This window comes from Curtobacterium flaccumfaciens UCD-AKU, from assembly GCF_000349565.1.
GTDB classification, from domain to species: Bacteria; Actinomycetota; Actinomycetes; order Actinomycetales; family Microbacteriaceae; genus Curtobacterium; species Curtobacterium poinsettiae.
The window spans coordinates 361,218-386,238 of sequence record NZ_KB714609.1; the positions used below are offsets into that span (position 1 = coordinate 361,218).

At 72.2% G+C, this 25,021-nt stretch carries 25 protein-coding genes; 10 read left to right on the forward strand and 15 right to left on the reverse strand.

Translation table 11 applies throughout. From position 1 onward, the window contains the following. Nucleotides 1-20: 20 nt before the first annotated feature. Nucleotides 21-935: a LysR family transcriptional regulator gene (locus H489_RS25205; protein WP_017886480.1), complete on the reverse strand. Its 915-nt coding sequence runs from the start codon at nucleotides 933-935 to the stop codon at nucleotides 21-23. 72 nt (nucleotides 936-1,007) lie between these two features. On the opposite strand from H489_RS25205, the gene H489_RS25210 reads away from it, so the two are divergent. After that, nucleotides 1,008-1,988: an EamA family transporter gene (locus H489_RS25210; RefSeq protein ID WP_017886481.1), complete on the forward strand. Its 981-nt coding sequence runs from the start codon at nucleotides 1,008-1,010 to the stop codon at nucleotides 1,986-1,988. Here H489_RS25210 and H489_RS25215 read toward each other — a convergent pair. Together H489_RS25215 and H489_RS25220 are read right to left on the reverse strand one after the other, a co-directional pair. Next, on the reverse strand, nucleotides 1,957-2,934 hold the full coding sequence (locus tag H489_RS25215) for an epimerase (RefSeq protein ID WP_017886482.1): 978 nt from the start codon (nucleotides 2,932-2,934) through the stop codon (nucleotides 1,957-1,959). The two genes, H489_RS25210 and H489_RS25215, sit on opposite strands and share 32 nt — an antisense overlap. Nucleotide 2,935: 1 nt before the next feature. Further along, complete coding sequence (locus H489_RS25220) at nucleotides 2,936-3,160, reverse strand: hypothetical protein (protein ID WP_017886483.1); 225 nt, start codon at nucleotides 3,158-3,160, stop codon at nucleotides 2,936-2,938. On the opposite strand from H489_RS25220, the gene H489_RS25225 reads away from it, so the two are divergent. Continuing rightward, entirely contained in the window at nucleotides 3,159-4,073 is a 915-nt protein-coding gene (locus tag H489_RS25225) for a cation diffusion facilitator family transporter (protein WP_017886484.1), read from the forward strand. The genes H489_RS25220 and H489_RS25225 overlap by 2 nt on opposite strands. 104 nt (nucleotides 4,074-4,177) lie before the next feature. On the opposite strand, the gene H489_RS25230 is transcribed toward H489_RS25225, so the two are convergent. Then, nucleotides 4,178-4,783 carry a hypothetical protein gene (locus tag H489_RS25230; RefSeq protein WP_017886485.1) on the reverse strand — a complete coding sequence of 202 codons (606 nt, stop codon included), beginning with the start codon at nucleotides 4,781-4,783 and terminating at the stop codon, nucleotides 4,178-4,180. Nucleotides 4,784-4,882: 99 nt separating this feature from the next. Next, nucleotides 4,883-6,172: an MFS transporter gene (locus H489_RS25235; RefSeq protein ID WP_017886486.1), complete on the reverse strand. Its 1,290-nt coding sequence runs from the start codon at nucleotides 6,170-6,172 to the stop codon at nucleotides 4,883-4,885. Nucleotides 6,173-6,253: 81 nt separating this feature from the next. Here H489_RS25235 and H489_RS25240 point away from each other — a divergent pair, with 81 nt between their 5' ends. Beyond that, complete coding sequence (locus H489_RS25240; protein WP_017886487.1) at nucleotides 6,254-7,132, forward strand: LysR family transcriptional regulator; 879 nt, start codon at nucleotides 6,254-6,256, stop codon at nucleotides 7,130-7,132. Between the two features lie 72 nt (nucleotides 7,133-7,204). Here H489_RS25240 and H489_RS25245 read toward each other — a convergent pair whose 3' ends face one another. The 6 genes from H489_RS25245 to H489_RS25265 form a co-directional block, all read right to left on the reverse strand. After that, the gene (locus H489_RS25245) at nucleotides 7,205-7,981 is read right to left on the reverse strand and encodes a hypothetical protein (RefSeq protein ID WP_139179716.1); all 777 of its coding nucleotides are present in this window, start codon (nucleotides 7,979-7,981) and stop codon (nucleotides 7,205-7,207) included. Then, on the reverse strand, nucleotides 7,971-8,510 hold the full coding sequence (locus H489_RS25250; RefSeq protein ID WP_017886488.1) for an RNA polymerase sigma factor: 540 nt from the start codon (nucleotides 8,508-8,510) through the stop codon (nucleotides 7,971-7,973). The genes H489_RS25245 and H489_RS25250 overlap by 11 nt, the downstream gene beginning before the upstream one ends. Nucleotides 8,511-8,648: 138 nt before the next feature. Beyond that, nucleotides 8,649-8,912 (reverse strand): hypothetical protein, encoded by a 264-nt coding sequence (locus H489_RS25255; RefSeq protein ID WP_017886489.1) that lies wholly within the window; start codon nucleotides 8,910-8,912, stop codon nucleotides 8,649-8,651. Continuing rightward, complete coding sequence (locus H489_RS25260) at nucleotides 8,909-9,568, reverse strand: DUF308 domain-containing protein (protein ID WP_017886490.1); 660 nt, start codon at nucleotides 9,566-9,568, stop codon at nucleotides 8,909-8,911. Before H489_RS25260 ends, H489_RS25255 begins: the two co-directional genes overlap by 4 nt. A gap of 145 nt (nucleotides 9,569-9,713) precedes the next feature. Beyond that, nucleotides 9,714-11,729, reverse strand: a complete 2,016-nt coding sequence (locus H489_RS0118610; protein WP_139179715.1) for a lectin-like domain-containing protein — start codon at nucleotides 11,727-11,729, stop codon at nucleotides 9,714-9,716. A 109-nt stretch (nucleotides 11,730-11,838) separates the two neighbouring features. Next, on the reverse strand, nucleotides 11,839-13,485 hold the full coding sequence (locus H489_RS25265; RefSeq protein WP_017886492.1) for a glycoside hydrolase family 13 protein: 1,647 nt from the start codon (nucleotides 13,483-13,485) through the stop codon (nucleotides 11,839-11,841). Between the two features lie 106 nt (nucleotides 13,486-13,591). On the opposite strand from H489_RS25265, the gene H489_RS25270 reads away from it, so the two are divergent. The 5 genes from H489_RS25270 (at nucleotide 13,592) to H489_RS25290 (ending at nucleotide 17,508) form a co-directional block, all read left to right on the forward strand. Continuing rightward, nucleotides 13,592-14,158 carry an NADPH-dependent FMN reductase gene (locus H489_RS25270; protein ID WP_017886493.1) on the forward strand — a complete coding sequence of 189 codons (567 nt, stop codon included), beginning with the start codon at nucleotides 13,592-13,594 and terminating at the stop codon, nucleotides 14,156-14,158. A 174-nt stretch (nucleotides 14,159-14,332) separates the two neighbouring features. Then, on the forward strand, nucleotides 14,333-14,845 hold the full coding sequence (locus H489_RS25275) for a MarR family winged helix-turn-helix transcriptional regulator (protein ID WP_017886494.1): 513 nt from the start codon (nucleotides 14,333-14,335) through the stop codon (nucleotides 14,843-14,845). Nucleotides 14,846-14,967: 122 nt separating this feature from the next. Further along, nucleotides 14,968-15,474 carry a Dps family protein gene (locus tag H489_RS25280; RefSeq protein WP_017886495.1) on the forward strand — a complete coding sequence of 169 codons (507 nt, stop codon included), beginning with the start codon at nucleotides 14,968-14,970 and terminating at the stop codon, nucleotides 15,472-15,474. Between the two features lie 8 nt (nucleotides 15,475-15,482). Then, complete coding sequence (locus H489_RS25285) at nucleotides 15,483-16,283, forward strand: SDR family NAD(P)-dependent oxidoreductase (RefSeq protein WP_017886496.1); 801 nt, start codon at nucleotides 15,483-15,485, stop codon at nucleotides 16,281-16,283. A 31-nt stretch (nucleotides 16,284-16,314) separates the two neighbouring features. Continuing rightward, nucleotides 16,315-17,508 (forward strand): NAD(P)/FAD-dependent oxidoreductase, encoded by a 1,194-nt coding sequence (locus H489_RS25290; RefSeq protein WP_017886497.1) that lies wholly within the window; start codon nucleotides 16,315-16,317, stop codon nucleotides 17,506-17,508. A 138-nt stretch (nucleotides 17,509-17,646) separates the two neighbouring features. Here H489_RS25290 and H489_RS25295 read toward each other — a convergent pair whose 3' ends face one another. From H489_RS25295 to H489_RS25310, 4 genes are all read right to left on the reverse strand, one after another. Then, the gene (locus tag H489_RS25295) at nucleotides 17,647-18,717 is read right to left on the reverse strand and encodes an alpha/beta fold hydrolase (protein ID WP_017886498.1); all 1,071 of its coding nucleotides are present in this window, start codon (nucleotides 18,715-18,717) and stop codon (nucleotides 17,647-17,649) included. Nucleotides 18,718-18,787: 70 nt separating this feature from the next. Beyond that, on the reverse strand, nucleotides 18,788-19,663 hold the full coding sequence (locus tag H489_RS25300) for an SMP-30/gluconolactonase/LRE family protein (protein WP_017886499.1): 876 nt from the start codon (nucleotides 19,661-19,663) through the stop codon (nucleotides 18,788-18,790). Between the two features lie 52 nt (nucleotides 19,664-19,715). Then, nucleotides 19,716-20,549 carry a DUF1206 domain-containing protein gene (locus H489_RS25305; protein ID WP_017886500.1) on the reverse strand — a complete coding sequence of 278 codons (834 nt, stop codon included), beginning with the start codon at nucleotides 20,547-20,549 and terminating at the stop codon, nucleotides 19,716-19,718. 127 nt (nucleotides 20,550-20,676) lie between these two features. Further along, nucleotides 20,677-21,843, reverse strand: a complete 1,167-nt coding sequence (locus tag H489_RS25310) for an RtcB family protein (protein ID WP_017886501.1) — start codon at nucleotides 21,841-21,843, stop codon at nucleotides 20,677-20,679. A 471-nt stretch (nucleotides 21,844-22,314) separates the two neighbouring features. On the opposite strand from H489_RS25310, the gene H489_RS25315 reads away from it, so the two are divergent. Next, nucleotides 22,315-24,135 carry a glycoside hydrolase family 15 protein gene (locus H489_RS25315; RefSeq protein ID WP_017886504.1) on the forward strand — a complete coding sequence of 607 codons (1,821 nt, stop codon included), beginning with the start codon at nucleotides 22,315-22,317 and terminating at the stop codon, nucleotides 24,133-24,135. Between the two features lie 46 nt (nucleotides 24,136-24,181). After that, nucleotides 24,182-24,784: a DUF1992 domain-containing protein gene (locus H489_RS25320; protein ID WP_017886505.1), complete on the forward strand. Its 603-nt coding sequence runs from the start codon at nucleotides 24,182-24,184 to the stop codon at nucleotides 24,782-24,784. The last annotated feature ends 237 nt before the right edge of the window (nucleotides 24,785-25,021 follow it).

Consider the following 25,021-nt stretch of genomic DNA (forward strand, 5'->3'; position numbering starts at 1 on the left):
CGGCAGTGGGCGCCACCGTCTCAGGTGGTGACGTCCAGGGCGACGGCGACCAGCGCCTCCAGGACGGTGCGCACCACGGGACGGACGGCACGGTCGGGGCGTACCAGGGCCTCGATGCGGCGTCCGGCACGGACGTCGGCGAGTTCCGCCAGGTGGAAGCGCCCGGCGGCCCGCGTGCCCGACGTGTACCGCGGGACGAGTGCGATGCCGTGGCCGCCCGCCACCAGGTTCTCGATGACCGGCAGGTGGATCGTGCGGAACGCGACGCTCGGCGGGGTGTCCGTCGCCGCGGCCATCGCGTGCAGCACCCGGTCGATCGGGTAGCCCTCCGGCACGCCGATCCAGCGTTCCCCGACGACCTCGTCGATGCCCACGCGTGCGCGGCCGGCCAGGGCGTGCCCGGGCGGCAGGGCCACGTCGAGGGGTTCGCGGAGCAGCGGCACGGTGTCGACCGATCCCTGGTCGGCCGGGCGGACGCCGTCGGACCGGTGCCCGACGACCACGTCGTGGTCGGCGGCGAGCGGTGCGAACTCCCCCTCGCTGACGTCCACGTCGACCAGGGTCAGCGCGATGCCCGGGTGTGCCTGCATCCGGGTGAGCACGCCGGGCAGCAGCAGTTCCGCCGCCGACGGGAAGATCGCCAGCGACACCGGTCCGGTCGTGCCGCCGAGGTGCTCCTGCCAGGCGGCGTCCACCCGCGCGATGGCGGTGGCGACCCCGGACGCGAGGCCGGCGAGCACCTCGCCGTGCGGGGTCAGCCGGACCCCGCGGCCGACGCGTTCGACCAGCGGGACCCCGACCTGCCGTTGCAGGGTCTGCAGCTGCTGGGAGACGGCGCTCGGTGTGCGGTGGGTGGCCTCGGCGACGGCGGTGACACTCCCCCGCTCGGCGAGCTCCCGCAGGACCGCCAGCAGCTGCACGTCGAAGTCGACCATGCAGGGACCCTACATCGTGGTTCGCGAAGGTTTCGATGGACCTACAACGTCGTGCCCGGGACGATGAGGAGCATGACCGCCCGAGACCGCCTCCTCGCCGTCGTCGTCGCCGTGGTCTGGGGACTGAACTTCCCCGCGACGGCACTCGCGCTCGAGCACTTCCCGCCGTTCCTGCTCGCAGCGCTGCGGTTCACGATCCTGGCGGTCCCGACGCTGCTGTTCGTGCCGCGGCCCCGGATCCCGTTCGGGCGGCTGCTGCTCGTCGGCCTGGGGCTCGGGGTGCTGCAGTTCTCGTTCCTGTACCTCAGCATGGCGTCCGGCATGCCGTCGGGGCTCGCCTCGCTGGTGCTGCAGGCCTCCGCGCCGTTCACGGTGGTGCTGGCCGGGGTGTTCCTGCGCGAGCGGCTGACCGGACGGCAGGTCGTCGGGGTCACCGTCGCCGTGGCCGCCCTCGCCGCGATCGCCCTGCACCGCTCGCAGACCGCCGCGCTGCTGCCGGTCGTGCTCGCACTGTGCGGTGCGCTCGGGTGGGCGATCGGCAACGTCGCGACCCGACGAGCGGGAGCCGCGAACCCGCTGCACCTGACCCTGTGGTGGTCCGTCGTGCCACCGGTCCCGATGGTTGTGCTGTCGCTCGTGGTCGAGGGGCCGGACCGCATCGGCGCCGCACTCGGTTCGGCGTTCACGGCGGCCGCGCTGCCCGCTGACCTGGGCCTGTTGTACATCGTGGTCGTCGCCACCCTGGTGGGCTACGGCATCTGGTCACGGCTGCTGGCGGCCTACCCGTCGAGCACGGTCGCACCGTTCTCGATGCTCGTGCCGGTGGTCGGGGTGCTCGCGTCGTGGGCGGCCTTCGGCGAGGTGCCCGACCTGGTCGAGGTGCTCGCCGGCGCGGTCGTCGTGGCCGCCGTGCTGTGGTCGTCGCGCCCGGCCCGCGGGCCACGGCCGGGAGCGTACCCGGCGCCAGCCGCGGCCCCGGCACCGGCCCCGGCCCCGATCGACGGGGTCCCGGTTCCGGTGCTCAGCCCCGGTGCTGGCGACGCTCCGCGATGATCCCGGCGAGCGCCCCACGCAGGTGCGGGTAGCGGAACTCGTAGCCGGCCTCGGTCAGCCGGGTCGGCACCACCCACCGGCTCTTCAGCACGAGTTCGGTCTCGGTGCGGATCACGAACGACCCGAGCTCGAGCATCCACCGGAACGTCGGCACCCCGAACCGGCGCCCGACGGCGTCGCGGATGGTCGCCATGACGGTTCGGTTGTCGGACGGGTTCGGGCTCGACACGTTCACCGGCCCCTCGATCTCCGGGTGGTCGCGGAGGAACCGGATCGACCCGAGGACGTCGGCGATGTGCACCCAGCTGAACCGCTGCCGACCGTGGGTGGGCCGGTGGTGGTGGTAGGTGCCGGCGCGGAGCCGGGATCGGGTCGGCACCCACGGCCCGTCGTACTGCGGCCCACCGAGGCCGGCCTGGGCGAGCCGGAGGAGCGGCAGCAGGGCGCTGCCGTCGCCGAACACGATCGCCATCCGGAGTGCCACACGACGGGTGCCGGGCAGGTCGGCGCCGAAGAAGGCGTCCTCCCACGCGCGCGCCACCGAGACCGAGAACCCCTCGCCGATCTCCCCCGTCGCTTCGTCCTGCGGGCGGTCGTCGGCGTGCCGGTAGATCGTCGCGGTCGAGGCGTTCAACCACAGCGGCGTCGGGTGCTCGGACGTCCGGATGGCCTCGGCGAGCTCGAGCGTGGTGTCCACCCGCGAGCGCATGATCTCGGCGCGGTTGCGTCGGCCGTACCGGCAGTTGACGCTCTTGCCCGCCATGTTCACGACGATGGCGGCGCCGTCGACGAGTTCCCGGATGCGCATGGTGTTGCCCCACACGGCGTCGCCGGTCCGCCCGATCGTGACGACCTGGTAGCCCTCTTCCGTGAAGGCGTCCCGCAGGTACTGCCCCACGAAGCCGCTCGCTCCCGCGATCACGACGCGGCCCTTCTGGTCGCTCATCTCATCCCCGTTCTGTGTCCGGCGCGATCTCGTACCGGAACGCCCCCTCGTACCGGTACAGCGTGCCGACCACCGGTGCCGCGAGCACCAGGGACACGCGCTGCAGGTCGGCTTCGTCATCGAATCGTTCCACGAGCGTCACACGCGTGGGGACCAGGCGCAGCGCGACCGGCTCACGGTTCGATCCTGGCATGTCGTCGGTGCGGATCCCTACGATGTCGCACATGGGACACGACCACGGGCACGGCGTCGGGCACGCCTCGGAGCGCGCCCTGCTCATCGCGTTCTGCATCTCGGCGGGCATCCTGCTGGCCGAGGTCGTCGGCGCCGTGGTCACCGGTTCGCTCGCGCTGCTCGTCGACGCCGGGCACATGGTCGTCGACACCGGCGGACTCGGCATCGGGCTCGTCGCGACGCGGCTCGCCCGCCGGTCCCCGACCGCGCAGCGCACCTGGGGCTTCCAGCGGGCCGAGGTCCTCGGGGCCACCGCACAGGCCGCCATCCTGCTCGCCGTCGGGGTCTACGTGATCATCTCGGCGGCCCAGCGGCTCGTCGTGCCGGAGGAGATCCACTCCGGGCCGCTGCTCGTGTTCGGCATCGTCGGCCTCGTCGGCAACCTGGTGGCCTACGCGGTGCTGCTGCGGGCATCGGGCGAGGGGTTCACCTCGCGGGCCGCCCGGCTCGAGGTCCTCAACGACACACTCGGGTCGGTCGCCGTCATCATCGCGGCGATCGTGCTCATGCTGACCGGGTGGGAGCGGGCGGACTCCGTCGCCGCGATCCTGATCGGTCTGCTCATCCTGCCGCGAGCGATCCGGCTGCTGCGTGAGACCGCGAACGTGCTGCTCGAGTCGACGCCGCCGGGGCTCGACCTCGACGACGTGCGCGGCCACATCCTCGAGCTCGACCACGTCATCGCGGTGCACGACCTGCACGCGACGCTCGTGGCGACCGGGGTACCGAACCTGACCGCGCACGTGGTCGTGGACGACCACTGCTTCTCGACAGCGCACGCCCCTGCGATCCTCGACGAGCTGCAGCGGTGTGTGGCGGAGCACTTCGACGTGCCGGTGGAGCACTCGACCTTCCAGTTGGAGCCGGTGTCGCACCGGCGGCACGAGTACGAGGTGCACGCGTAGGGTCCCGCGCTCGGGCGTGCGGGCGTCAGCGCCCCGGTTCCGCGACGATCCACCAGGTGATCGACGCGTGGTCTGTCGCAGAACGGGTGTCCGCGGGTGCCGGGTCAGCAGTCGTCGGTGCGCGTGGGGTACGCCGTGATCACCCGGTCGGTGGTGGCCGAGACGATCACCTTCACCCACGGCTCGTCGTCGGGGCGCGAACCGTCGTCGAACCGGACGGGTGCGGCGTAGCAGACCTTGCCGTCGCCGACGTCGAGCGGGAACCCGGGGCGGGGGTCCTCGAGCGCGGTCTGCACCGCCGTGAGCATGGCGTCGTCCCAGTCGCGCGAGCCGTGCCCGGTGACGACGTCGCGCCAGTCAGCGGTGTGGCGCACCCGGATGTGCTCGTACCCCTGGGCCGCGGTGCCGCACTGCAGGGTGACGCGGCCCAGGGCCTGGGTCTCGTACTGCGCGACCGCGGCCTGGGTAGTGCTGTCGCACCGCGCCAGGGCGGCGGACCCGGGCAGGTCCGGCCCCATGCGGGTGATCGTGACGGTGCCGTCGCCGGTGGCGGTCGACGCGTCGCTCGGCGTCCGCGCGGCCGAGCCGACGTCGATGGTCGGGTCGTCCGCGCCCTGCCGTGCCGTCAGGAACAGCCCGCCGGCGAGGAGACCCGCGGCCACCACGGCCGCGATCCCCGTGATCACGGGACGGTTGCGGTTCTGGGGCACGCGCCCAGTATGCCGGAGGTGGGTCGCGCCTCCAGGCCGGATCACGGAGGACGGAACCCGGTTCCGGGTGCGGGAGGCGGACGCCAAGCCCGCCCGCCGTCAGGCGCGCGCGGCCAGCCGGGTGCCGGCGACGAGGGCCAGGACGGCGACGAGCACCACGTACCCGATCAGGACGGGCAGCGTCGGGATCACCAGCAGCGCTGCCCCGACGGCCACGACCGGCACGGTGAGCCCGGCGTAGGCGATGAGGAACGTGGCTGCGAGCACGCCACCCCGACGCTCCGGTCCGACGAGTGCTGCGGCACTGCCGATCGCGGCACGGAACAGCAGGCCGACGCCGGCACCCGCGACGACCCCGCCGCCGATGAACCCGGCGACCTGCAGCAGCACCGCGGCGACGGCCAGGACGACCAGCCCGACGACCAGCAGCACCATGCCGAGCCGGATCTGCGCCCGCTGCGACAGTCGGGCGAAGACGATCTGCGACAACGCGCTCGCGGCGAAGACCCCGAAGGTCGTGGCGCCGGCGGCCAGGCGGTCGGTGACGTGGAAGGTGGTACCGAGGAAGCTCGGCGCGACCGAGGTGAAGAGCCCCTGCACGGCGAGTGCGGCGAAGGCGGCTGCCCCGGCGGCCCAGAACGCGGCACCCTGCCCCTCCGGCGCCTGCATGCGCTGCGGGCGGTAGGCCACGGGCTGCTCGGGACGGTCGACCGTCTCCGGTGCGGCCAGCACGAGCACGAACGCGACGGCCAGCGCGATCACGAACACCACGTACGGGACCATGAGCGGCTGCCCGACGAACTCGGCGAGTGCTCCGCCGACCAGGGCGCCGAGCGACAGGCCACCGAGGTTCACCGCCCCGGCAGCGACGCTCGCGCCCTTCGCGGAGTCGCTCGACCCGGTGGCACGGACCCGGAGCTCACCGAGGTGTGCCGTCGCGGTCGCCGTCAGCGTCCCGACGCCGAGGCCGGTCACGAGCCGGGCGACGATGAGGCCGGTGACGTCGTTCCAGAGCAGGAACAGCACGGCGGCGACGAGTTCGAGGGCGATCGACACCAGGATGAGCGGACGGCGTCCGTGCACGTCGCTGAGGTGTCCCGCCAGGTACAGCGACCCGACGACCCCGACCCCGTACGCCGCGAAGATGACCGTCGTGGTGAAGGTCGGGAAGCCGTCGCGGGCCTGGTAGATGACGTACAGGGGTGCGGGGACGGTCGCGAAGGCCATCACCGCGAGGAACGCGAAGGCGACGACCCAGAAGCCGAAACCGTGGCGCCGACGGGTGTGGACACGGCGTCCGCGCGGGGCGACGACACGGTCGCTCGCGGATGCGGGAGCGGCGGTGGTGGCGGGGACGGTGCCCGTCGGGGTGTCGGTGACGGTTGACATGCTCCGATGATCGCGCTCGCGGTGCATCGAGTCCAACGGATGCGCTTGATGTGCACGATCGATCTGTTCGATACTCGGACGATGGAGACCCGACTGCTCGAACAGTTCGTCACCGTCGCCGCCGAGGGCAGCGTCACCCGGGCGGCGGAACGGCTCTGGGCCGCGCAGTCCACGGTGTCCGCGGGCATCGCCTCGCTCGAGCGCAGCTTCGGCGTGCGGCTCTTCGACCGCACCGGCCGACAGCTCGTGCTGACCCCCGCCGGCGAGGACCTGCTCCCCCATGCCCGCGCGGTGCTCGAGTCCCTCGACCGGATGCGTGACCTGGCCACCGCCGACGACGCCGACCTGCGGGGTCGGGTGCGGCTCGGCATCTTCACGAGCATGGACATCGTCGACCTCACGGGCGTGCTGCAGCGGTTCCGGCGGCAGCACCCGCTCGTCGCCGTGGAGCTGATGACCTCGCCGTCGGGGACGACCGGCCTCGTGCAGGACCTGGTCGCCGGGCGGCTCGACATCGCCTACACGGGCCTGCCCACCGTGCCCGCCGGCGTCGTCGTGGAGCCGTTGCGGGAGATGCCGTTCCGGGTGTTCACCGCGGCGGACCACCCGCTCGCCGGCCGGTCGTCGGTGTCGCTCGCCGAACTCGCCGACGAACCGTTCATCGACACGGCGCACGGGTTCGGCAACCGGATCATCCTCGACGGGGCACTCGAGCGGCTCGGGATCCGTCGGCGCATCGTCGCGGAGATGAACGACATGCCCGCCGTGATCCGGTTCGCCTCGGCCGGGCTCGGAGTCGGGGTCGTGCCGGACTCGGGGGTGCGGTACGACGGTGCGGTGCTCGACCTGGAGGACGAGGTCGACCCGCTCCGCATCGGTCTGGCGGTCCGGACGTCCCCGGAGCCGAGCCGCGCGGTCCGGACGCTGGCGCGCGACATCGTTGCGGCGCGGGTGGGGTGACGCGGGGCGGTGGGTTCGGCCCCACCGACGGACTGGAGGCACGGGTCGGGTCCGCCACGTGCCTCCAGTCCGTCAGTCCCCCCAGAACGTCGCGATGAGGGCGGGCAGGAGCCCGTCGGTCGGGACGTTGGTCTGTTCGATGGTGATCCAGGTGTCACCGCGGGCGAAGTACGTGTAGGCCTTCTCGACGCCGTACGGCTCGACGATCCCGCGGGACTGGCAGAAGGTTCCGCCGTCACGCTCCGTGCAGGTCCCGCCGCCGTCGTACGCGGGGAACTCCTCGATCTCCCGCTGGATGGTCGCCTCGGTGGCGGTCCCGGCCCGGACCTCGATCCCGGACACGTCCGCGCGCGGGTCACGCCACGAGCAGGAGACCTTCGACTGGGTGCCCTCCGGGTCCTGACCATCCGGCACTCGATCGGTACCCGACGGTGGGTCGGCCTGCGTCAGCGGGGTGTCACCGAAGAAGCGGTCGTAGTCCTCGGCGGGGACGAGCGCGCGACAGTCCGTGGGGATCGTCGCCGCGACGGGGGTCGGTGTCGACGTCGGGGTGGGCTTCGGCACCGGGGCACCCGTGATCGGGGCGGAGCTCGGCGTCGTGGAGGACGGCGCAGGCTCGGGCTGCCGGGTCTGGGTGGGAGCGGCGACCGGGTCGGCGTTCTGCTGCGACAGGGTCAGGGCGACGGCGCCGGTGGCGGTGCCGACGGCGAGCAGCGCGACGACACCGATGACTATCCCGGACCGGCCACGACGACGCTTCGGGAGCGGGGTGGCACGTTCGAGGACGTTCTGCTTCATCGAGACGAGCATGCGCTGCAGGTCGTCTCCCTGCGGAGGCTCAGTGTTCATCGTGCATCACCACCTTCTTGAGTCGTCGACGGTTGCGGGACACCCGCTGGGTGACCGCGCCGACCGTGAGTCCGAGGAGTTCGGCGGCCTCGGCGTACGAGTGCCCCTCGAGCAGGCAGAGCTCGCAGATGCGGCGGTCGAGGTCCGGGAGCGCGGCGATCTCGGCGCGGACCCAGCGCAGGGTCTCGCGGGCCTCGTCGTGGTCGGCGGGCGAGGCGAGGTGCTCCGGGAGCTCGTCCGTGCGGCGCCGGGCCTGCTTGCGCCCGGTGTTGAAGGCGTGGTTGCGGCACACGACGAGCAGCCACGGCAGCACCGTGTCCGCCGGCAGCTCGAGGGTCGCGGCGCGCTGCCAGAGCGTCAGGAACGCGTCCTGCACGATCTCCTCGACGTCGGACCGGTCGTCGACCAGCGCCCACGCGTAGCGGGTGAGGGTGGCGGCGTACCGGTCGAACGCCCGGGCGAGCGCGCCGGTGTCTCCCTGTGCCATCGCACGGACGAGTCCTTCGTCCGTGTCGGTGCCGGTCGTCACATCCACATCCCACCCCCTTCACTCAGAGGTGTCGGCAGGACAGGCGATCCTGACAGGACCGTTCCGGATTCGTGACCTCGGGCGTGTCCGCCCAGGACTGGGGGTCAGCCGTCAGCCGTCAGCCGTCAGCGGCGGGACTCAGTGGAAGTCGTCGCCGTCGCCCTCGGCCGGCGTCTTGTGTCCGCCGAGCATGTCGTTGTCGTCCTGGTCACTCGACGAGGCGAGCTGCAGCATCGCGAGCACGACGACCACCACGATGAACGCGACGCCGAGGAAGATCACGGCCAGCTGCAGTTCCCGCGTCGAGAACAGCACGACGAGCCCGGTGAACACCGCGATGATCGCGGAGATCCCGAGGAGCTCGACCGGGCGCAGACGGTCACGTCGGCTGGGGGTGGTCATGCGTGTGGTGCTCCGTCCGGGGCGACGGCCGGCGTGGCCGTGCCCCACTTGTGCGAGAGGCCGGCGATCACGTGGAAGACGGCCGTGATGGCGAGGTACGCGCCGAGCAGGCCGACGAGCACGATCGAGGCGTCGAGGGTGCCGGTGACCTTCTCCACGCCACCGAGCTGCTGGGAGTAGTCCGGCGGGGTGACGAGGAAGGCGACCGCGAGCAGCAGCGTGAGGCCGCCGATCGTGGTCCAGTCGCGGGCGAAGGGCGAACGCCGCCGGGCCCGGAGCCCCTGCGACAGCTCGAGGGCTCCGGTCAGCACCGCGAACGCGACGATGACCGTGATGAAGGCCGGCAGCCCGAAGCCGTTGCACGCGATCGCGGCGACGGCGGCGAGCAGGGTGATGACGGCCTGCAGCAGGGTCGTGCGACGCGAACGACCGTCGAGGGGCAGTCGGGAGATCCCGGCGAACAGGAGCACGAGGCCCTCGACCAGGGCGAAGCCGCCGAAGAGCAGCAGGCCGTAGCCCGCGGCGTGGTTGGTCGAGAAGGTGATCACCATCGCGACGATCGCAGCGGGGACCGCTCGGAGGATCGGGATCGGCCAGTACCGCGCGCGCTGGGTCGCTTCTTCCACGGTGGTGGCGTCGTCCACGGTGTCGGACACGAGACCTCTTTCGGGCATGCGGATCGTGGATCCGATCCTACCGCCGGTGTGGTGAACGCCCGACCGGAGCGGACTCGACCCCCTGTGGACGTCCACACCCCCCTGCACGGGGACGACACCGTCCTGCGGTGCCGTCCCCGTGGTGTCAGGGCTGCTGCGGGTCGTCGTCCGGGGCGCCCAGCCGGACACGACGTCGGGCGAGCCACCAGCACACGGAGCCCACCGCGGCGGCCACTGCGGCGAGCGCCGCGGCGAGGCCGAGTCCTTCGGCGCCCGTGTAGGCGAGGGCTCCGACGGGGGCACCCGGACCACGACCGGCCGCGGGGTCACCGGCGCCGCTGTCCCCGTCGTCGCGACCGTCCGGCGCGGGGCCGTCACCACCGGCGTCACCGTCCCCGTCGTCCGTGGCGGGGCCGGTCGTCGGCACCGGACCGGTGGTGGGCGAAGGGCTCGGCTCCGGCGCCTCGTCGTCCGGGCCGACGACGATCGCGACGCCGGTGGACGGGTCACCACCGTCCGGGTCGGTCGGCGACGTCGCGGTGGCCACGTTCACGACGTCGGAGCCGTCGCCCCGGTACGCGGGATCGAGCGCGGCACGGATCCGGAAGTCCAGGGTCTCGCCCACGTCCAGCGACACGTCGGAGCTGCAGGTCACCCGCTGGCCCTCGGCGGTGCACCCGTCGTCGGAGCCCACGAACCGCATCGCCTCGGGCAGGTCGTCGACCGCACCGACCTGCTGCGCCACCGACGGGCCCCGGTTCCGGGCGGTGACGAGGTACTCGACCTCGTCGCCGGGCTGGACGGTCGACGGCGACACCGACTTGTCGGTCTCGACGTGTGCCGCGACGACCGGTGCCGTCGCCGTCGTGCTCGCTCGCGAGGTGTTGTCGGCCTCGTTCGTGTCGGACAACGAGGTCGGCGGGGCGATCGTCGCCACGCTCTCCAGTGTTCCGGACGTGCCCTCGGCCACCCGGCCCTCGACCGTGACGACGGCCGAACCCCCTCGGGGCAGGGACAGGTCGGTCGCGACGTCCCCGGTGCCCGACCCGGTTGCGCAGGCGGAACCCTCGGCGGCGGTGCAGGTCCAGGTGACGTCCTCGACGCCGTCGGGCACGTCGACCTGCAGTGGGCTCGGGTCGGCGGCGTTCGGGCCGGGGTTGCGCGCCGTCACGGTGTAGCGGAGCGACTCACCGGCCGTCACGGTCGTGGGCAGGTCGTGCTCGACGGACAGGTCGGCCGGCTTCCAGACCCGGAGCGCGTCGACCTCGTGCTTGTCGACGTGGCTGCCCGTGGCCCCCGCGAACCCCAGGCGCAGCGTGCTGGGCAACGGAGCCTGGCCGTCGCCGTGCAGCGGCACCGAGTCGAGGACGGTGCGCATGGTCGAGCCGGCCTGCAGCCGGACCGTGACGGAGAGCCCGCCGTCGTCGTCGGGCAGCAGGGTGATGCGGACCGTGCGGGGCGTCGAGCCGGAGGTCACCGTGCCACCGGGAGCGGTCGCACCGGCGACGTACCGGTACCCCTCTGTCCCGTTGCCCGAGCCGCGGACCACCACGTGGTCGGGCTGCGCTCCCGGACCGGAGCCGTTGATGCGCGACGAGAAGTTGCCGTAGTGGTCGATCGCGACGGCTGCGAAGCCCCCGGGCACGCCGGGCAGGTCACACTGCCGCCCGCCGCCCTCGGTCGCTTCCTTGCGGCAGGCGTACCCGAGGCCGGCACCGAAGGACCCGACGCCCTGTGCTGCGGCACCGTCGGCCAGGTACAGCAGCAGGCCGTCGGCCCCGGGGTCGTCCTTCGCGGTGTACATCGCGTAGGTGAACTCGATCTCGAGTCCGGTGTCGGACGGGAACGTGTCGTTGGTCGACCACGCTCCCGCCTGGTTCAGGACGTCGTCGGTGAGCCGCAGCCGCCCGCCGGACACCGCGGCGTCACCGTGCAGGGCGCCGCCGGACGCGCTGGAGAACTGGTTGACGTACGGGAAGTCGAGAGCCGCGGCGCTCGACCCGGACGGCAGGACGGCGGGCGCCGCGAGCACGCCGAGCGCGGTCACCGTGGCGCAGGCCGCGGCGACACGGCGGACGACCCGCGAGCGGAGCGACCGGAACGACCGGCGCGACCGCCGATCAGGGGCAGGAGCTGGAGCAGGAGCACTGGGATCTGTCATGCCCCGATGCTCGCGACCGGGACGTCACCCCCGGGCGGCGGCGGGATGATCTGTGGAACGCCCCCACGGGCCTCCGGGCTGTGGAGGAAGAACGGCGCAACCGGACCGCTCAGGCCAGCCACACCGTCGTCTCACCCGGCAGCAGTCCCGGCGCGACCCCGTCGAGCGGCCCGGACGCGGCGACGACCGTGCCGTCGGGCAGGGGCACCGGGGCCGTGCCGAAGTTCGTCACCGACCGCCACCCGTCGTTCCGTGCGAACGCGACGACCTCGGAGCCGGACTCCAGCCACGTCAGGGCCTCCCCCTGCTGCAGGCGACGGCGGGCGGCGAGCGCCTCGCGGTACAGCGACAGGGTGGACTCGGGGTCGCCGTCCTCGGCCTCGACCGAGGACTCCCCGAAGTCCTGCGGCTGCGGCAGGTGCGGCGCGGCGTCCCCGAAGCCGAACGACGGCCCGGAACGCGTCCACGGGATCGGCACCCGGCAGCCGTCGCGGCCCTTCACGGTGTGCCCGGTGCGGAGCCACTTCGGGTCCTGCAGCAGGTCGCGCGGGATCGCCGCGGCCTCGTGCAACCCGAGCTCCTCGCCCTGGTAGACGTACGACGACCCGGGCAGCGCGAGCATCAGCATGGTGGCCGCTCGTGCCCGGCGGAGCCCCCGTGCGCGGTCGAGCTCCGGCGTCGTGCCGTCGGTCATGAGCCAGGCATCGGTGTCCGTGCCGTCCGGCAGGCCGTAGCGGGTGGGGTGCCGCACGACGTCGTGGTTCGAGAGCACCCAGGTGCTCGAGGCGCCGGACTGCTCCGAGGCGGCCAGGTTCCGCTCGATGATCCGACGGAACGCATCGGGCTCGAACGGGGCCTCGAGCAGGTCGAAGTTGAAGGCCTGCCCGAGCTCGGTCGGCCGGGCGTACAGGACGCGGCGCGGTGCCGGGGCCCAGGCCTCGGCGACGGCCGCGCGGGGCGGGTCGTACTCGTCGAGCACCCGACGCCAGGTGGCGAAGATCTCGTGCACCTCGTCACGGTCGTACAGCGGGTCGGAGCCGTCGAGCGGCAGGTCCTGCTCGTCCGACGGCCGGTACGGGGTCGACAGGTCCTTCGCCAGCCCGTGCGCGACGTCCACGCGGAACCCGTCGACACCGCGGTCCGACCAGAAGCGCAGGGTGTCCTCGAAGTCGGCACGGACCTCGGGGTTCGACCAGTCCAGGTCCGGCTGCTCGGGGGCGAACAGGTGCAGGTACCACTGCCCGTCGGGCACCCGGGTCCAGGCGCTGCCGCCGAAGTTCGACACCCAGTCGCTCGGCGGCAGTTCGCCGGAGGTACCGGACCCTTCGCGGAACACGTACCGCGCCCGCTCGGGCGACCCCGGCGCGGACGCCAACGCGGCCCGGAACCACTCGTGCTGGTCCGAGGTGTGGTTCGGGACGATGTCGACGATGACCTTCAGGTCGTGCTCGTGGGCGGCCCGGAGCAGCGCGTCGAGGTCCTCGAGGGACCCGAGCTTCGGGTCGACGGCCCGGTAGTCGGCGACGTCGTAGCCCCCGTCGGCCAGGGGCGACGGGAAGAACGGGGAGAGCCACAGCGCGTCGACGCCGAGCGATGCCAGGTACGGCACCCGGCTCGTGATGCCCGCGACGTCACCGAGTCCGTCGCCGTCCGTGTCGGCGAAGCTGCGTGGGTAGACCTGGTACACGACGGCGTCGCGCCACCAGGTCGGGTCGGTGGTTCGTGGCGTGCTGGCCGGGGTCCGAAGCGTGGTCACGACGCCACCGTACTCAGCGGACCGGGAATAGCGCCCCCTACGATCGCATTGGTTGTTGCTGACACCTTTCCGTCCAGCAACAGCATCCCGCAACAGAAGGAGCTCCATGACGAACGTCCTCGTCCTCGTCGGCAGCCTGCGCGCCGACTCCATCAACCGCAAGCTCGCCGAGGCCGCCGCGCACCACGCGCCGGAGGGCATCGAGCTGCACACCTTCGACGGCATCGTCGACCTGCCGTTCTACAACGAGGACATCGACGGTGACACCCCGCCCGCCCCGGCAGTCGCCTTCCGCGACGCGATCGCCGCCTCGGACGCCGTCCTGCTCGTCACCCCCGAGTACAACGGCACCATCCCCGCCGTGCTGAAGAACGCCCTCGACTGGGCATCGCGTCCGTTCGGCGCCTCGCCGCTGTCCGGCAAGCCGCTCGCCGCCATCGGTTCGGCGTTCGGCCAGTACGGCGGCGTCTGGGCCCACGACGACGCCCGCAAGGTCGCCGGCATCGCCGGCGCGAAGGTCCTGGAGGACGTCAAGGTCGCCATCCCGCAGTCGGTCGTCCGTTTCGCCGAGACCCACCCGCGCGAGGACGCCGAGGTCACGACGCTCGTGCAGGGCGCGCTCACCGCGCTCGCCGAGGCCGCGGCCGGCACGGACGAGTCCGCAGCCGCGTAACGCGACGAACCACCGGACAGGAGGCCCGTGGCGATCCCGCCACGGGCCTCCTGTCCGTCCGGTGCGGACGCAACGGTCGTTGCGAACGCATCGGACGGTGCGGACGCACCGGTCGTGGCGGAACCCGGGAGTCCGCTAGACGACCGAGATACGAGACGGGTTACCCTGAACGCCATGTCGACGCAGGAGATCACCGAGGCGTCCGGGTACTGGTTCCCGGACGACGACGCGACCCAGCGCGGGGTCGCCGTGCTGAACGCCCTGCGCCGGTACCGGTCCGCCGAGACCGCCATGCGCCGCCGGACCCGTGACTCGATGGGCATGGGTGAGACCGACCTGCTCGCCGTACGGTTCCTGCTGCAGGCGCAGCGCTCCGGCACGTCCGTGAGCCCCAAGGACCTCGCGGCGTACCTCAAGATCTCGTCCGCGTCGACGACGATCCTGATCGACCGCCTGGTGAAGTCGAACCACGTCCGCCGCGATCCGCACCCCACCGACCGCCGGGCCCTCGTCATCACGCCGACGACCGAGACCGACGACGAGGTCCGCGCCACGCTCGGCGTGATGCACCGCCGGATGATGTCGATCGCCGAGGGACTCCCCGCGTCCGAGGCCCGGGTCGTCGCCGGTTTCCTGGAGCAGATGCGCCAGGCGGTCGACCAGGTCGACCCCGCGCCGTCGCACTGAGCACCGTCGCGCCGAGGCCTCCGACTGTCGTCGGGGGACGCTGCCTCCGAGCGCACTGAGAACGTGCACTGCGGCACCGCGTAGACCGGAACGGTCACACCGACGCGAAAGGAGCCACAACCATGCACGCTTCGGACAAGATGGCCAAGAACCTCCAGGCGGTCCTCGTGGACCTCATCGACCTGCACCTGCAGGGCAAGCAGGCCCACTGGAACATCCTGGGCACCAACTTCCGCGACCTCCACCTGCAGCTCGACGAGATCGTCGACGCCGCTCGCGAGTTCGCCGACGACACCGCCGAGCGCATGCGCGCGCTGTACCTCGTGCCGGACGGCCGCTCGGCGACCGTCTCCGCGGGCAGCCACCTCGACGCGTTCCCCTCGGGCGAGATCACCACGCACGACGCCATCGACCAGGTCACGCTCCGGCTGTACCAGGCGACCGGCACCATGCGCGACGTCCACGACGAGGTCGACGAGGAAGACCCGACGACCGCGGACCTGCTCCACGGCTTCATCGAGCGCCTCGAGCAGCTCGCCTGGATGGTCTCCGCCGAGAACCGCGCGCCCAGCACCCCGCTGGCGTCCGCCACCACGCCCGCCGTCGCCGACGCGTCGGCGCACGCGTAGGGGCCCGGGTGGACCTCGGTATCCAGGGCAAGACCGCACTCGTCTTCGGCGGTGACTCCGGCATCGGCTGGAACACGGCGCGCATCCTGCTGGCAGAGGGTGCGACCGTGGTCGTCACCGACATCGACCAGAGCCGTCTCGACACCAGTGCGGACCAGCTCGAGGCTCCCCTCGGCAAGCTGCACGCGTTCGCCGCCGACGTCCGGAGCGCCGAGAGCCTCGCCGCCCTGCACGACAAGGTGCGTGACGCCGTCGGCGAGATCGACATCCTGGTGCAGTCCTCGGGCGTCACCGGCGCCCAGGGCATGTTCCACGAGATCGACGAGGCCGGCTGGGCGGAGACGATCGACATCGACCTGATGGGGCCGGTGCGGATCACCCGCGAGTTCATCGGCGACCTGCGACAGGGCGGCTGGGGACGCATCGTCTACCTGGTGTCCGAGGACGCCTCGCAACCGTACGACGACGAACTGCCCTACTGCGCTGCCAAGGCCGGGGTGCTCTCGTTCGCCAAGGGGCTCTCGCGCTCCTACGCCTCCGAGGGCCTGCTGGTGAACACGGTCTCGCCAGCGTTCATCCACACGCCGATGACCGACGCGATGATGGACAAGCGGGCCAAGCAGCGCGGCACATCGTTCGACGAGGCCATCGGCAGCTTCCTCGACGAGGAGCGGCCGTACATGGAGCTCAAGCGGCGCGGTGAGCCGGAAGAGGTCGCCAACGTCGTGGCCTTCCTGTGCTCCGACCTGGCCAGCTTCGTGAACGGCGCCAACTACCGGGTCGACTCCGGCTCGGTCGCGACGATCTGATCGTGGCACCACAGCACAACCAGGAGGCGTCATGACCGACTTCCGCTACCTCATCGTCGGCGGCGGGATGGTCGCCGACGCGGCCGCCCGCGGCATCCGCGAGCTCGACACCGACGGGTCGATCGGGATCCTCAGCGAGGACGTCGACCGCCCCTACGCCCGGCCCGCGCTCTCGAAGAAGCTCTGGACCGACCCGGACTTCAGCTGGGACGACAAGGTCGACCTGCACACCGAGGAGACCGGGGCGCAGTTCGTCCTGGGCACCGCGGTGACGGCGATCGACCGTGCTGCGAAGACCGTCACGACGGCCGACGGTGCGACCCATGGCTACGAGCGGCTCCTGCTCGCGACCGGTGGGAAGCCCCGCGGGCTGCCGGGGCTGTCCCCGTCGGCACGCGTGCTCGACTACCGCAGCGCGTCGGACTACCGCCGCCTGCGCGAGCTCGCCGACGCCGGAGCGCACGTCGCCGTCGTCGGTGGCGGCTACATCGGGCAGGAGATCACCGCGGGCATCGTGCAGAACGGCGCACGCGTCACGCTGGTCGACCCGGACGAGATCGTCGGCGGACGGATGTTCCCCGACGACCTGGCACGGGCGTTCCAGCAGCGCTTCGTCGACCACGGCGTCGAGCTCCGCACCGGCCGCCGGGTGTCCGAGGGCGCCGAGACGGCCGACGGTGTGCGACTGACGCTCGACGACGGTTCCGTGGTCGAGGCCGACGCGGTCGTCGCCGGGCTCGGCATCGAGCCCGCGACGCAGCTCGCCGCCGACGCCGGACTCACCGTCCGCGACGGCATCGTGGTGTCCTCGACGCTGCTCACCGACGACGACTCCGTGTTCGCCGCCGGGGACGTCGCCGAGTACCCGGACCGGATCCTCGGCACACGCCGGGTGGAACACGTCGACAACGCCCAGCAGCAGGGTCGACAGGCCGGCCGCAACCTGGCCGACGCCGACGAGACCTACGACCACACGCCGATGTTCTACTCCGACGTCTTCGACATGGGGTACGAGGCCGTGGGGCAGGTCAGCGCGAAGCTCCGCACGGTCGAGGACTGGCAGGACCCCACCGTGACCGGCGTCGTCTACTACCTGGACGACGACGACACGGTCCGGGGTGTGCTGCTCTGGAACGTGTGGGACAAGACCGACGAGGCCCGCAAGGTGCTCGCCGAGGCGAACTCGCTGACGCCCGACATGCTGCCGGGCCGCATCACGGCCTGATCGCTCGCCCGTCGCGGTGGTCGCGACGCCCTGGAGGCCCGGTGCCGGTCCGTCGGACCGGCACCGGGCCTCCAGGCGGTCACCCGCACACCGCGGCGCCCGCCGCCTCGACGGGGCTCGCTGCTTCGACCGTGCTGGCTACTTCGACTCCGGCGCGACCTCGTCGACGACCGCCCGGCGGTCCGCCGGGTCGACCGGCAGGTCGTCGCCGTCCGCCATCGCGACGGCGTGCGCGGACTTGGCGGCCTCGAGCGTCTCGTCGTCGTTCCGGGCCATCCCGAACAGCTCGATGAACCGCGACTTGACCAGCAACCAGGCGTCCCCCGGGCTGAGCCGGGCCAGGTCCGACGCCGTCGAGTCGTCACGCACCCGCTGCAGCGAGGACACGCCGCGGTCGGGGATCCGGTGGTCGACGTGCGCCACCGCGAGCCGCGCGACCGCGTCGGCCTGCGCGTGCATCACCGAGTGCGCACCGTCGACGACCTCGCGCAGGACCGCGTACGGGAACACGCGCGCCAGCCGGCGGACCCAGTCGCGCGGCACCATCGCGTCGTGCTCGCCGCGGACGATCAGGGTGCGGGCCTGCACGTGCGCGGCACGCTCCTCGATCGGGAACGCGATCATGCGCGGCAGGACCTTGCGGAACCAGTGCCAGCCGCACAGCGCGTACGCCGTGATGCCGTGCCAGCGGACCGCGGCCGGCTCGTGCAGCGTCGACCGCAGGAACCGGAACGCCGACTGCCGCACCGTGCGCGCCGACGAGTCGACCACGGGGCTGATGAGCACGAGGTCGGAGAGCTCGGGACGGCGGGCGGCGACCTCGGTGACGACCTGGGTGCCCATCGAGTGCCCGATGAGCACCGGGTCCTCGAGCCCGAGGTCGTCGATGACCCGCTCGACCGCGTCGGCGTACCGCTCGATCGAGACCTTCCCACGGAACCGCGGAACCCCCGCGAAGCCCGGCAGGTCGAGCGCGTGCACCGGTCCGTTCTCGTTGAGGTGCGGCGCGAGCCGCTCGTAGTAGGTCGACGCGATGCCGAGACCCGCGACGAGCACGAAGGCCCGCTCGCCCGGCTCACCGATCGAACTCACCCGGACGTAGGTGCCGTCGAGTGCGACGCGGTCGACCTGCACCGTGACGTCGGCGTCCTCGGCCTGGGCGAGCTCCCCGGCCGGGTCCGGACGGGGTGCCTGGCGTTCGTCGTCCACGTGGGTCTCCTCCGGTCGGGCGGTCGCCCAGGATACCCGGCCGCCGTCCGCTCGGGCGGCGACGCCGTGGTCAGCCGCTGAAGGTGTTCGCGGGGAAGCCGTGCACCGTGGTCGGCACCGCGAAGACGGCGCCGGAGGGCGGCGCCTGCTCCAGGTCCTGCTCGGTGAGGTTCTCGCGGGCCGTGCCGATGAACAGCGTCGACATGTCCGGGCCGCCGAACGCCACCGACGTCGGGTTGGCGACGGGGAGCTCCACCGTCTCCAGGTGCGAGCCGTCGGGACCGTAGCGCTCGACGCGGGAACCGCCGTAGATCGCGCTCCAGAAGCAGCCCTCGTCGTCGCGGACCAGGCCGTCGTGCGCGTGGCCGACGATGAACGGCTCGAGTTCGCCGAGCTCGCCGTCCGGGCCGTACGACCCCCGGAAGACCGTCGAGGCGCTGGTGTCGGTGACGTACATGGTGCTGCCGTCCTCCGACCACTCCATGCCGTTCGTCACGCCGAAGCCGCCGCGGAGCAGCCGGACGGTGCCGTCGGCCTCGACCGAGTAGAGCGCGGCGTCGGGTTCGCCGGTGGTCACGTTCATGCTGCCGACCAGGAACCGGCCGAACGGATCGCACTTGCCCTCGTTGAACCGGTTGCCCGAGGTGCTGTGCGTGACGCAGGCGATCTCACGCTCCACGGCCCCCTGCTCGTCCGTCACGACGACGGCGTCGCCGAGGGCCGCGACGAACCCGCCGGAGGCGCGGGGCTGGAAGCTCGCCAGCGGGGGCGGCAGCGGCACGCTCGACCGGACGGTGCCGTCGGCCCCGGCGGTGTTGAGGGTGCCGAGGGTGATGTCGGTCCACCGGAGGAGCTGCGCGGACGGGTCCCAGACGATGCTCTCGGCGAGGACCGCTCGGGCGTCGACGAAGACGGTCGCGGGGCCGGTGGTGACGTTCGTGCTCATCGACCCCGTCTACCGCGGGGCGGGTCCGCGCCCGCTCAGGCGCGGAAGCGGGTCAGAGGCGGGCGAAGCGCGCGCGGAAGAAGCTGTAGACGCCGAACGCCAGGAACCCGATGCCGATCGCGACGAGGACGAACACCCCGCCGGGCATGCTCCGGACGGCGTCGAACGCGGCGTCGAGGCCGGTGGCCTGGTCGGGGTCGCTCTGCAGCCCCGCGACGGCGATGAGCACGCCCACGATCACCACGGCGATGCCCTTGCCGACGTACCCGACGACGCCGAGGACGGTGACCACGCGGTCGAGTTGGCCCGACGGTCGCGTGATCTGCTTCCGGAACGACCGACGGCAGCCGATCACCACGAGGCCGATGCCGACCGCGACCGCGATCGCCCCGGCCAGCACCAGCACGAACACCCCGCCCGGCGTCGCGAGGGTCTTCGCCGCGGCGCTCTGCGACGAGCTGCTCGAGCTCGACCCGGCGCCGAGCGCGTACGAGGCCGACGAGTACGCGATCACGCCGTAGACCACGGCCTTCGCCACGTCCTTCAGCCGGGCGAGCCAGCCGCGGGTCGTGTCGGACCGTCCGCCGACGATCGCCTCGACGACCAGACGCACGGTGAGTGCGGCGGTGCCGACGGCGATCAGCCAGAGCAGGAACACCCCACCGGGCACGGCGGCGATCTGCTGCAGCGCACCGGACTGGTCGGTCTCACCGCCCGAGGACGCGTTCCCGATGCCGAGCAGGATCGCCAGGTACCCGATCAGCAGGTGGACGATGCCACTGCCGACGAACCCGGCGCGTGCCGTGACCTCGAACCAACGGCTGTCGGCCGCTCGCCGGACCTGTCGTCCGGTCTCCTTCGCTGCGTGCTCCGCCGTGTCGCTCATCACGGACAAGCGTGCCCGACGCGCGCCGTCCTGTCCGGGGCGCGCCGGGCCGTGCGGTCCGCCACGTGGCGGACGGGAGGCCCGTGGCGGTGCCGCCACGGGCCTCCCGTCCGTCGGTGGGCGCGTCTCAGTCGCCCTTCACGTTGACGACCTGGCGCAGGGTGTGCCGGATCGACACGAGGTCCTCGGCGTCCGCCATCACCTGGTCGATCGGCTTGTACGCGGCCGGGATCTCGTCGAGGAACGCGTCGGTGTCCCGGTACTCGATGCCGACCATCGCCTCGCGCAGCTGCTCGTGGGTGAAGGTCCGCTGGGCAGCGCTCCGCGAGAACAGCCGCCCGGCGCCGTGCGGGGACGACTCGAGCGACGGCTTGTTGCCGAGCCCCTCGACCACGTACGACGCCGTGCCCATCGACCCGGGGATCAGACCCGGCTGACCGGCCTTCGCCTGGATCGCACCCTTGCGCGAGACCCACACGGACTTGCCCCAGTGCGTCTCACGCTGCGTGAAGTTGTGGTGGCAGTTGATCCGCTCGCGCTCGTCGACGGGCGTGCCGACGGCCTCGGACAGCTGCCGGACGACGCGGTCCATCATCTCCTCGCGGTTGAGCAGGGCGAAGTGCTGGGCCCACCGCAGCTCGGCGATGTACCGGTCGAACTCCGGCGTGCCCTCGACCAGGTAGGCCAGGTCGGGGTCCGCCAGCTGGATCCACCAGCGCTCCATGGCCTTCTTGGCGACCCTGATGTGGCGCTGCGCGATCTTGTTGCCGACACCCCGCGACCCGGAGTGCAGGAAGAGCCAGACCCGGTCCTGCTCGTCGAGGGAGACCTCGATGAAGTGGTTGCCGGAGCCGAGCGTGCCGAGCTGGTTGCGCCAGCCGCCGTGCACGCCGTCGGGGTCGAACCCGGCGGTCTCGGCCATCGCCTCGAGCTCCGCGATCCGCGGTGCGGCGGTCGCCACGATCTTCCGGTTCGACGCACCGGCCGACAGCGGGATCGCGCGCTCGATCTGCTCGCGCAGACCCTGCAGGTCGGCCGGCAGGTCGCTCGCGGTGAACTGCGTGCGGACCGCGATCATGCCGCAGCCGATGTCCACGCCGACGGCCGCCGGCATGATCGCGCCGAGGGTCGGGATGACGGACCCGACGGTGGCCCCGAGGCCCAGGTGTGCGTCGGGCATGAGGGCCAGGTGCGGGAACACGAACGGCATGCGCGCGGTCGTGCGGGCCTGCTGCTCGGTGTTGTCCTCGAGCATCGAGGCCCAGCTGAGCAATCGGTCGTTGATCTTCTTCATGGTGTCGTCTCGCTTTCGTGACGGTCGAGGTGACGGTCCGAGACGGTCGCACGCCGGGCCTCCTGGTCGTCGCCGGACGTGGCGGACGGAAGGAAGCGGTGCTGACGAACGCCCCGGGCCGGGTGGGCACGAGGCGTCGTGGGACGTCGCGTGCCTACGCGGGATAGCGGAGGGACCGCTGCTGCTCGGGCAGCACGGCGGCCGCGGCGAGCTGGAGCTCGACGCGTTCCTCGTTGTGCTGCACGGCGCGCATGCGCGGTCCTTCCGGTGTGCCCGGGGCGGGCGGTCTGCCTGATCGGCAGGAGGACGACGGTAGTGCGACACGCCCGGGGTGCGCAAGTCATGTGGGCGTGTCGGCTGCGCGCCGGTGGTGCTCCGGCGGTTCTCCACAGGCGGGAGGCGCGTCGCGCGTTCTCCACGAGGGGTACGTCCGCCTGATGGTCGCCGCCGGGGCCGGGGCAGGCTGGACGCATGACCGAGCGCACGCGAGACACCCCCGACGCGACCGAGAACGAGGAACGGACGAACGGGTACGTGCCGCTCCGCTCCTACGGCGCGATCGGTGACGGGCGGACCGTCGCCCTCATCGCGCTCGACGGCCGGATCGACTGGCTGCCGATCCCGTCGATGGACTCGCCGCCGGTGTTCGCGAGCATCGTCGACGCCGAGCACGGCGGACACGTCGCCCTGCGACCCGTCGACGACCAGGCGGAGGTGTCCCGGGCCTACCTGCCGGGGACGAACGTGCTCGTGACGACGTGGACCACCCCGTCCGGCACCGCCACCGTGACCGACGCCATGGTCACCGGTGTCGCCGGACGTCTGCCGTGGGCCGAGATCGGCCGCTGCGTCCAGGGGGTCCAGGGCTCCGTCGAGATGGAGTGGGCCGTCGTGCCCGGCACGATCCTGAACACCGCGGAACCCCGACGCCTCGACACCGCGAACGGCACCGTCATCGGGATCGACGGCGTCACCATCGCGATCGTCGAGCAGGGCTTCGAACCCGTTCACGACGACGGACCCCGGTTCTCCGGCCGGTTCTCGACGACCGAGGGCTCGAAGTCGATCCTGACGATCGTCGGCACGTACGACGAACCGATCTTCCTGCCCGAGCCGGAGCGCACGCTCGAGGGGGTCGACCGCACGATCGAGAACTGGGCGACCTGGTCGAAGGAGTTCAGCTACGACGGGCCGTGGTCGGATGCCGTCCAGCGCAGCGCCCTCGCCCTGAAGCTCCTGATCTTCTCCCCCACCGGTGCGATCGCCGCGGCACCGACGACGAGCCTGCCCGAGGACCGCACCGGCGGGAAGAACTGGGACTACCGGTTCGCCTGGGTGCGCGACCTGGCGTACACGGTGCACGCACTCACCCGCTTCGGGCTGCGCGAGGAGACCCACGCGGCCGTCTCGTGGGTGATGCGCACGATCGCCGAGCACGACGAGACGATGCCGATCTTCTACGCACTCGACGGGTCCAAGAGCGACTCGGTCGAGGAACGCGACGTCCCCGGCTGGAACGGCATCGGGCCGGTCACGATCGGCAACCGGGCGGGCGACCAGCTGCAGCTCGGCGTCTGGGGCGACGTGTTCGAGATCATGCGCCAGTACGTCCGCGCCGGCAACGTGCTCGACCGCAAGACCGCGTCGGTGCTGCAGGGGCTGGCCGACGACGCCTGCCACCGGTGGCCGGAAGCAGACTCGGGCATGTGGGAGCTGCAGGAGACGCAGCACTACACGACGAGCAAGATCGGCTGCTGGCAGGCGCTCGACGCCGCGGTCGAGCTGCACGACGCGGGGATGATCGACGGCCCCCGTGACAAGTGGATCGAGAACCGCGAGCTCATCGAGGACTGGGTCGCCGAGAACGGGTGGAACGAGGAGCTCGGCCACTACGTCATGTACCCGGGTACCGACGCACTCGACTGCTCGATCCTGCTGCACGCGATGTCGGCGTTCGACCGTGGGCCCCGCATGGAGTCCACGATCCGGGCCATCGAGGAACAGCTGCAGCACGGCCCGCTCGTGTACCGGTACTCCGGCATCCAGGACGAGGAATCGCCCTTCGTGGCGTGCTCGTTCTGGCTCGCTGCGGCGATGGCCTGCGTCGGACGCGTCGACGACGCGAAGCACCTGATGGACGACATGGTGGCGCAGGCGAACGACGTCGGTCTGTTCAGCGAGATGCTCAGTGCCGTCGACGGGGACTTCATGGGGAACATCCCCCAGGGCCTGTCGCACCTGGCGCTCATCCAGGCGGCGCTGACCATCGAAGAAGTCTCAGAGAAGTCCTGACGGGGCTGGACGAACCGTCGGGGGCGCGGGGCATCATGGTCTGACGATGAACGACGTCGATGCACGCATGGACCGCCTCCGCCGGGCCGCGCGCTACCGGTACCAGCAGCTCGTCGACCAGGAGATCGAGCGGGGGTCACTCGACCCCGACGAGGTGCGGTCGGAGCGCGAGGAACGCCGGCTGCTCAAGGCCGCCGACGTCGCGGCCCACGCGCGGGCGCAGATCGCCGAAGCCGAACGCCGAGGAGTCTTCGAGGGCAACCCCTACCACGGCAAACCGCTGCCCGGGATCGACGGCCAACACGATCCCGACTGGTGGATCAAGTCGAAGATCGAGCGCGAGGACATCCGGGGCATCGCGCCACCGGCCCTGGCGCTCCGGACGGAGGACGCCGAACTCGACGACGCCCTCGACGCCCTGTCGCTCGAGACCGATGTGCGCGACGTCCTGGTGGACTTCAACGCACGGGTGAAGGAGGCCCGGCGACAGCTGCTCGGCGGGCCGCCGGTGGTCACGCCGATGCGCGACGTCGAAGCCGAGGTGCTCGCCTGGCGGGAGCGCCGCGAGCTGCGCATGGCGGCGGCCGCTCGGGCTGCGGAGCAGGCGCTGGCCGACGCGAAGCCGCGGCGGTGGTGGCGCCGCCGCTGAGCGGTGCCGTGGCGCGGCGGCGCGGGCCGTCGCCGGGCTTTCGCGCTGAGCGACAGTTCTCGCGAGCGTGAGCGCGTGAGGTGTCGCCCAGCCCGTGGCGAGGGCGACGACGGCCGCCGGGTACGACTGGTTCTGCCAGGCGCGGGCCCGCGGCGCGGTGCGGTTCGCGCAACGCGAATCGGCCCGGACCGCGCTGCTGCGTGGTCCGGGCCGATCGTGGTGCGGGGGTGTTACTTG

Excerpts from the sequence above, each read along its gene's own strand:
- H489_RS25240 (WP_017886487.1), top strand. The coding sequence starts at position 6,254 with ATGGAGACCCGACTGCTCGAACAGTTCGTCACCGTCGCCGCCGAGGGC.
- H489_RS25270 (WP_017886493.1), top strand. The coding sequence starts at position 13,592 with ATGACGAACGTCCTCGTCCTCGTCGGCAGCCTGCGCGCCGACTCCATC.
- H489_RS25275 (WP_017886494.1), top strand. The coding sequence starts at position 14,333 with ATGTCGACGCAGGAGATCACCGAGGCGTCCGGGTACTGGTTCCCGGAC.
- H489_RS25290 (WP_017886497.1), top strand. The coding sequence starts at position 16,315 with ATGACCGACTTCCGCTACCTCATCGTCGGCGGCGGGATGGTCGCCGAC.
- H489_RS25210 (WP_017886481.1), top strand. The coding sequence starts at position 1,008 with ATGACCGCCCGAGACCGCCTCCTCGCCGTCGTCGTCGCCGTGGTCTGG.
- H489_RS25305 (WP_017886500.1), bottom strand. The coding sequence starts at position 20,549 with ATGAGCGACACGGCGGAGCACGCAGCGAAGGAGACCGGACGACAGGTC.
- H489_RS25255 (WP_017886489.1), bottom strand. The coding sequence starts at position 8,912 with ATGACCACCCCCAGCCGACGTGACCGTCTGCGCCCGGTCGAGCTCCTC.
- H489_RS25245 (WP_139179716.1), bottom strand. The coding sequence starts at position 7,981 with ATGAACACTGAGCCTCCGCAGGGAGACGACCTGCAGCGCATGCTCGTC.
- H489_RS25315 (WP_017886504.1), top strand. The coding sequence starts at position 22,315 with ATGACCGAGCGCACGCGAGACACCCCCGACGCGACCGAGAACGAGGAA.
- H489_RS25215 (WP_017886482.1), bottom strand. The coding sequence starts at position 2,934 with ATGAGCGACCAGAAGGGCCGCGTCGTGATCGCGGGAGCGAGCGGCTTC.
- H489_RS25220 (WP_017886483.1), bottom strand. The coding sequence starts at position 3,160 with ATGTGCGACATCGTAGGGATCCGCACCGACGACATGCCAGGATCGAAC.
- H489_RS25225 (WP_017886484.1), top strand. The coding sequence starts at position 3,159 with ATGGGACACGACCACGGGCACGGCGTCGGGCACGCCTCGGAGCGCGCC.
- H489_RS25205 (WP_017886480.1), bottom strand. The coding sequence starts at position 935 with ATGGTCGACTTCGACGTGCAGCTGCTGGCGGTCCTGCGGGAGCTCGCC.
- H489_RS25235 (WP_017886486.1), bottom strand. The coding sequence starts at position 6,172 with ATGTCAACCGTCACCGACACCCCGACGGGCACCGTCCCCGCCACCACC.
- H489_RS25310 (WP_017886501.1), bottom strand. The coding sequence starts at position 21,843 with ATGAAGAAGATCAACGACCGATTGCTCAGCTGGGCCTCGATGCTCGAG.
- H489_RS25320 (WP_017886505.1), top strand. The coding sequence starts at position 24,182 with ATGAACGACGTCGATGCACGCATGGACCGCCTCCGCCGGGCCGCGCGC.
- H489_RS25280 (WP_017886495.1), top strand. The coding sequence starts at position 14,968 with ATGCACGCTTCGGACAAGATGGCCAAGAACCTCCAGGCGGTCCTCGTG.
- H489_RS0118610 (WP_139179715.1), bottom strand. The coding sequence starts at position 11,729 with ATGACAGATCCCAGTGCTCCTGCTCCAGCTCCTGCCCCTGATCGGCGG.
- H489_RS25300 (WP_017886499.1), bottom strand. The coding sequence starts at position 19,663 with ATGAGCACGAACGTCACCACCGGCCCCGCGACCGTCTTCGTCGACGCC.